General features: G+C 70.9%; 6 protein-coding genes. 3 read left to right on the top strand and 3 right to left on the bottom strand.

The window, feature by feature from the left end; translation table 11 throughout:
- Nucleotides 1-57 precede the first annotated feature (57 nt).
- The 3 genes from ACQKIP_RS38340 to ACQKIP_RS38330 all read right to left on the bottom strand — a co-directional run bounded on the left by ACQKIP_RS38340 (nt 58) and on the right by ACQKIP_RS38330 (nt 3,057).
- Nucleotides 58-1,011: a 3-oxoacyl-ACP reductase gene (locus ACQKIP_RS38340; protein ID WP_365852402.1), complete on the bottom strand. Its 954-nt coding sequence runs from the start codon at nt 1,009-1,011 to the stop codon at nt 58-60.
- A 17-nt stretch (nt 1,012-1,028) separates the two neighbouring features.
- Nucleotides 1,029-2,105: a Zn-dependent alcohol dehydrogenase gene (locus tag ACQKIP_RS38335; protein WP_365852400.1), complete on the bottom strand. Its 1,077-nt coding sequence runs from the start codon at nt 2,103-2,105 to the stop codon at nt 1,029-1,031.
- Nucleotides 2,106-2,202: 97 nt separating this feature from the next.
- Entirely contained in the window at nt 2,203-3,057 is an 855-nt protein-coding gene (locus ACQKIP_RS38330; protein WP_365852398.1) for a MaoC/PaaZ C-terminal domain-containing protein, read from the bottom strand.
- A gap of 301 nt (nt 3,058-3,358) precedes the next feature.
- Between ACQKIP_RS38330 and ACQKIP_RS38325 the strand changes: the two genes are divergently transcribed.
- Genes ACQKIP_RS38325 through ACQKIP_RS38315 form a run of 3 tightly spaced genes read left to right on the top strand, consistent with a single transcriptional unit; the run spans nt 3,359 to nt 5,372 of the window.
- Entirely contained in the window at nt 3,359-3,487 is a 129-nt protein-coding gene (locus tag ACQKIP_RS38325; RefSeq protein ID WP_365852396.1) for a hypothetical protein, read from the top strand.
- 53 nt (nt 3,488-3,540) lie between these two features.
- The gene (locus ACQKIP_RS38320) at nt 3,541-4,770 is read left to right on the top strand and encodes a sensor histidine kinase (RefSeq protein ID WP_427745202.1); all 1,230 of its coding nucleotides are present in this window, start codon (nt 3,541-3,543) and stop codon (nt 4,768-4,770) included.
- The gene (locus tag ACQKIP_RS38315) at nt 4,767-5,372 is read left to right on the top strand and encodes a response regulator transcription factor (RefSeq protein ID WP_365852394.1); all 606 of its coding nucleotides are present in this window, start codon (nt 4,767-4,769) and stop codon (nt 5,370-5,372) included. The genes ACQKIP_RS38320 and ACQKIP_RS38315 overlap by 4 nt, the downstream gene beginning before the upstream one ends.
- Nucleotides 5,373-5,483 lie beyond the last annotated feature (111 nt).

Genomic DNA, 5,483 nt, shown 5'->3' with positions numbered 1-5,483 from the left:
CAGGGCTGGAGATCCAGCCCGTCCGGCGTTTGAGGACGCCCCCTCGCCGGCGGATTTTCAGTCCCGCTTCAGGCTCAGCACCTCAGACGCCGCGAAGGTCTCGTTCGGCGGCCGTTCCGCGTAATAAGGGGACAGGACCCCGTCCAGTTCCTCGTACGTGAAGACGCCCTTCGACGTGTCGAACTTCGCCGCCACCCTCGGGCGTTCGACCACGGCCACCATCCCGCCGTGGACCACCAGCAACTGCCCGTTGACCCCGGCCGCCGCGGGCGAGGCCAAGTAGCCCACCAGCGGTGCCACATGCTCGGGAGCGAGCGCGTCGAGCTCGCCGTCCCCCGGCTCCTGGAAGCCCGCGAAGACGTCCTCCGTCATCCGCGTCCGGGCCCGCGGACAGATGACGTTCGCCGTCACCCCGTACTTGCCGAGCGCCAGCGCGCTCGACGTGGTCAGGCCGACGATGCCGCCCTTCGCCGCCGCGTAGTTCGGCTGACCGGCCGAACCCGCCAGGAACGCCTCCGACGAGGTGTTGACGACCCGGCCGTACACCGGCCCGCCCGCCGCCTTGGAGCGCTCGCGCCAGTGCGCGGAGGCGAAGTGCGTCGTGTTGAAGTGGCCCTTGAGGTGGACGTGGATGACCGAGTCCCACTCGCTCTCGCTCATCGAGAAGATCATCCGGTCCCGCAGGATGCCCGCGTTGTTGACCAGGATGTCGAGCTTGCCGTACGTGTCGACCGCCAACCGGACCAGCTCGCGGGCCTGCTCGTGGTCCGCGACGTCGCCCAGGTGCGCGACGGCCTGCCCGCCCGCCGCCCGGATCTCGGCCGCGACCTCCTCGGCGGGCGTCGCCGACGCCTCGCCCGAGCCGTCGCGTCCGGGCTGTCCGAAGTCGTTCACGACGACGCTCGCGCCGAGCCGGGCGAGTTCCAGGGCCTCCGCACGCCCGAGGCCCCGGCCCGCTCCTGTCACGATCGCGGCCAAACCGTCCAGTGGCCGTGGCAATGGCTGTGCCATCAGGGATCGAAGTCCTCTCAGATCTCGATGCACGTACGCAGCGCGACGCCCGTACGCATCTGGTCAAGCGCTTCGTTGATCTCGGAGAGCGGCACCCGGTGGGTGATCATGCTCTCCAGGTCGATCCGGCCCGCGCGCCACAGGGCGATGGCCCGCTCGTAGGACTGCAGAACGTCGCCGCCGCCGTACATGGACGGCAGGATCTTCTTCTCGTCGAAGAACAGCTCGAACATGTTCAACTGGAGGTTGTCGTCCATGGCGCCCGCGCCGACGACGCACAGCGTGCCGCCGCGTCGCGTCGTCTCGTACGCGGTACGGGCGGTGGCGGACTTGCCGACCACCTCGAAGACGTAGTCGAAGCCCTCACCCCCGGTGATCCGCTGCTTGGCGTCCTCCAGGGCGTCCGGTGCGACCGCCTCCGTCGCGCCGAACCGCAGGGCGGCCTCGCGGCGCGACTGGACCGGGTCCACGGCGACGATCTGGGCCGCGCCCTTGAGCCGCGCGCCCTGGATCGCGGAGATGCCGACGCCGCCGCAGCCGATGACGGCGACCGACGAACCGGCCTTCACGTCGGCGGTGTTGATGGCGGCGCCGAGCCCGGTCGTCACTCCGCAGCCGATGAGCGCCGCGACGTCGAAGGGCACGTCGTCCGGGATCGGCACGGCGCAGCCCGCGTCGACCACGACCTCCTCGGTGAACGTCCCCGTGCCCGCGAAGCCGAAGACATCACCGCCGGGACGCTTGAAGTTGGGCGTGCCCGCGTTCATGAATCCGGCCAGGCACAGCTGGCTCTGGCCGCGCTTGCACGCCGGACACGTGCCGCAGGCGGGCAGCCAGCACACCAGGACCCGGTCGCCGGGGCTGACTCCGCTCACGCCGTCGCCGACGTCGACGATCTCGCCCGCGCCCTCGTGGCCGGGGATGAACGGCGCGGGCTGCGGCAGGACACCGTTCATCGCGGAGACGTCGGAGTGGCACAGGCCCGTCGCCCGCACCCGGATCTTCACCTTGCCGGGGCCGAAGCCCACCGTCTCGACGTCGTCGAGGACCTCGAGTTTGTCCTGGCCTATCTCGTGCAGCACGGCTGCGCGCATGGTGCGGCTCCTCTCGTACGAAGATTCAGGCGTGTCCCTGGCTTCCGGTGTGTCCGTGGCTTCAGACCGGTCCGCGGCTTCAGGCCGGTCCGCGGCTTCAGATGTGCTCGACGACCGTGTCGGCGAGGACCGGGGCGTCGTCCCGCTCGACCGCCGTGACCGCCACCTGGATACGGCCCTCGGTGCGCCACATCCGGATGCGCAGGGTCTCGCCGGGGAAGACGATTCCGGTGAAGCGCGTGCTGTAGCCGCGCACCCGCGAGACGTCGCCGCCGAGCAGCGTGTCGACGACCGCCTTGAGCGTCATCCCGTAGGTGCACAGGCCGTGCAGGATCGGCCGGTCGAAGCCCGCGAGCTTGGCGAACTCGGGGTCGGCGTGCAGCGGGTTCCAGTCGCCGGAGAGGCGGTAGAGCAGCGCCTGGTCCTCGCGGACGGCCCGTTCGACGATCTTGTCGGGCTCGCCCTCGGGGGCCGGGAGGCGGGTGGAGGGGCCGCGTTCGCCGCCGAATCCGCCTTCACCGCGTACGAAGATCTGGGCGTCGCTGGTCCACAACGGGCCGTCGTCGTCCGCGACTTCGGTGCGCAGCACGAGGATCGCGGCTTTGCCCTTGTCGTACACGGCGGCCACCTTGGAGGTGGTGACGGCCTCGCCCTTGACCGGGATCGGGCGGTGCAGCGTGATGCTCTGGCCGCCGTGCAGGACCGCGGCCAGGTTCACCTCGACGCCGGGCGCCGAGAGCCCGCCGACGACGCCCATGCCCGCGCCCGCGACGGTCGCGAAGCTGGGCAGGACGTGCAGCTTCGACTCCAGGGTGTAGCGCAGCTCGTCGGGGTCGGTGGCGGGGGTGCCCGCGCCCAGGCCCAGGTGGTAGAGCTGGATGTCCTTGTGATCCCAGCCGATCCCGGCCGACCGGGGCTCCGCGGCCAGTGCTTTCGCGGCGTCGATGGGCATGTGGTTGGCAGCTCCTTGGCCGGTCCGAAGACTGTCTGGCGGCTGTCTGAAGACCTCGGTGCGGCCGTCCGCACCGTCGGTCGCACCGAGGTCGCAACAGGGCCGGAGGAGCCCGTTCTAGAACGCGTTCCAGTCCGGCGATCCCATGTATAGCCGAGCGTCCGGTAGTTGTGAAGACTCCTGACGTTACGTCAGATGTGTGCCGCGGGGCGGCCGTCGAGCACCGTGTGACATTTGTACCGGCCCAGTCCGTACAACCGCATCTGCCGCCGCACCACCCCCGGTTCGTAGCGTCATAGCCATGACGAAGACAGTTCCCGCCGCCGGGCGGGCCGTGGCGTTCTCCGGCGTGGTGATGCTTGCCGCCCGGCTGCTCGCGTTCGGTTCGTACGCTGTGATCTCGTACCGCCGGGCTGCGCGGACGGTATGACGAGGCGCCCCATGAAGACCGCGACGAGGCGCCACGGCGCGACAGGAGAAGCAATGCCGGTGAAGAACTTCTGGCAGAGGCACACACGTCTCGCGGGATGGAAGCACAGCGGCAGGGAACAGCTCGCCGAGATGCGGGCACAGGAGAAGTCGGGCCGCAGCAAGCCCGAGGACCTGGGCCCGCCCAACGGCTTCGCGATGCTGCCCTGGCTCCTGATGGGCATGGGCTCCTTCTCCAACCTCCTCCAGGGCAAGACGGGCAACCCCTGGCTCGCCGGCATCGGGCTGCTCGCCTTCAACTCCCTCTACATCAGCGTGGTGTTCCGCGCCTTCACCAAGCAGGCCCGCGAGGCGCGCGCCACCAAGTACTCGCTGCTCGGTCTGGCCGCGGTCACCCTGGCCCTCACCATCGGGTACGGCGGCAGCTGGCTGATGTTCTTCCCGCTCCTCGGCCTGGCGACAGGATCGGTCCTGCGCGGCAAGCAACTGGTCCCCGCCGGATTCGCCCTGAGCATCACGGCGGCGGTGGTCGGCGGGCTCAAGGACGGCTGGGACGCGGCGGGCATCGCGTACGGCACGTTCCTCTCCGTCATGGTGACGGCGGCGATCCTGGCCCTCTCCGAGACGGTCAAGGAGCTGCGCACCACCCGCGAGGAGCTGGCGCGCACCGCGGTCGAGAAGGAGCGTCTCCGCTTCTCCAGGGACCTGCACGACCTGCTCGGCCACACGCTCTCGGTGATCGTGGTCAAGGCGGAGGCCACGCGCCGTCTCGCCCCCCGCGACCTGGAGGCGGCGCTCGGCCAGGTCTCCGACATCGAGTCCGTCGGCCGCCAGGCCCTGACCGAGATCCGCGAGGCGGTCACCGGCTACCGCGAGGGCAGCCTCGCCACGGAGCTCGACCGGGCCCGCGACCTCCTGGATGCGGCGGGCATCGAGGCGGTCGTACGCCAGTCGGGACCGCCGCTGGCCCCGCAGACCGCGGCGCTCCTGGGCTGGGTCGTCCGCGAGTCCGCCACCAACGTCGTACGCCATTCCAAGGCGGCCCGCTGCGAGATCGAGGTGAGCGGCACCGCCGAACGGACTCGGCTGCTGATCACCGACGACGGCCGCGGCGTAGGCTCGACCACGCCCGGCAGCGGGCTGAAGGGCCTGGCCGAACGCCTGGCGGCGGCGGGCGGCTCCCTGGAGTCGGGACCCGCACCGCGCGGCGGCTTCCGGGTCGCGGCGGAGCTGCCGGTCACCGAGGTCGGCACCGGTCACGTTGTGGAGGAGCGCACCCCATGATCAGAGTCCTGCTCGCCGAGGACCAGGGAATGATGCGCAGCGCCCTCGCGCTGCTGCTCGGCATGGAGGAGGACATCGAGGTCGTCGCGCAGGTCGGCGCGGGCGACCAGATCGTGGACGCGGCGCTGAACTCCCGGCCCGATGTGGCGCTCCTGGACATCGAGCTGCCGGGGATCAGCGGGATCGACGCGGCGGCGGCGCTGCGGGAGGAGTGCCCCGAGTGCCGGGTCCTCATCCTCACGACCTTCGGCAGGCCCGGCTATCTGCGGCGGGCCATGGAGGCCGGGGCGGTGGGGTTCCTGGTCAAGGACGGTCCCGTGGAGGATCTCGCGGAGGCGATCCGGCAGGCGCTGCGGGGGGAGACGGTGATCGACCCCGCGCTCGCGGCGGCGGCCCTCAGCGCGGGGCCCAGCCCTCTCACCGCGCGGGAGGCGGATGTCCTGCGGGCCTCCGTGGACGGAGCGACGGTCGCCGACATCGCATCGAAGCTGCACCTTTCGGAGTCGACGGTGCGGAACTATCTCTCGGGCGCGATCGGGAAAACGGGGACGCGGAACCGCATGGAGGCGGTACGAGAGGCACGCCAGCGTGGCTGGCTCTAGCCACTCCGGAGGCCGGCCTCCGGCGGTTCTTTCCCCTACCCCGCCCCGTCGCGAATAGCCGCTGGGCGGGGGCGTGGGCCTTCAGCGGGAGGGAGTGAGCGTGATGAGCGA

It is taken from the genome of Streptomyces sp. NPDC059900 (assembly GCF_050270335.1).
Taxonomy (GTDB): domain Bacteria; phylum Actinomycetota; class Actinomycetes; order Streptomycetales; family Streptomycetaceae; genus Streptomyces.
Note: the sequence above shows the minus strand (reverse complement) of the source record. Positions and strands in the feature narration are given on the sequence as shown.

Excerpts from the sequence above, each read along its gene's own strand:
- ACQKIP_RS38325 (WP_365852396.1), top strand. The coding sequence starts at position 3,359 with ATGACGAAGACAGTTCCCGCCGCCGGGCGGGCCGTGGCGTTCTCCGGC.
- ACQKIP_RS38340 (WP_365852402.1), bottom strand. The coding sequence starts at position 1,011 with ATGGCACAGCCATTGCCACGGCCACTGGACGGTTTGGCCGCGATCGTG.
- ACQKIP_RS38320 (WP_427745202.1), top strand. The coding sequence starts at position 3,541 with ATGCCGGTGAAGAACTTCTGGCAGAGGCACACACGTCTCGCGGGATGG.
- ACQKIP_RS38330 (WP_365852398.1), bottom strand. The coding sequence starts at position 3,057 with ATGCCCATCGACGCCGCGAAAGCACTGGCCGCGGAGCCCCGGTCGGCC.
- ACQKIP_RS38335 (WP_365852400.1), bottom strand. The coding sequence starts at position 2,105 with ATGCGCGCAGCCGTGCTGCACGAGATAGGCCAGGACAAACTCGAGGTC.
- ACQKIP_RS38315 (WP_365852394.1), top strand. The coding sequence starts at position 4,767 with ATGATCAGAGTCCTGCTCGCCGAGGACCAGGGAATGATGCGCAGCGCC.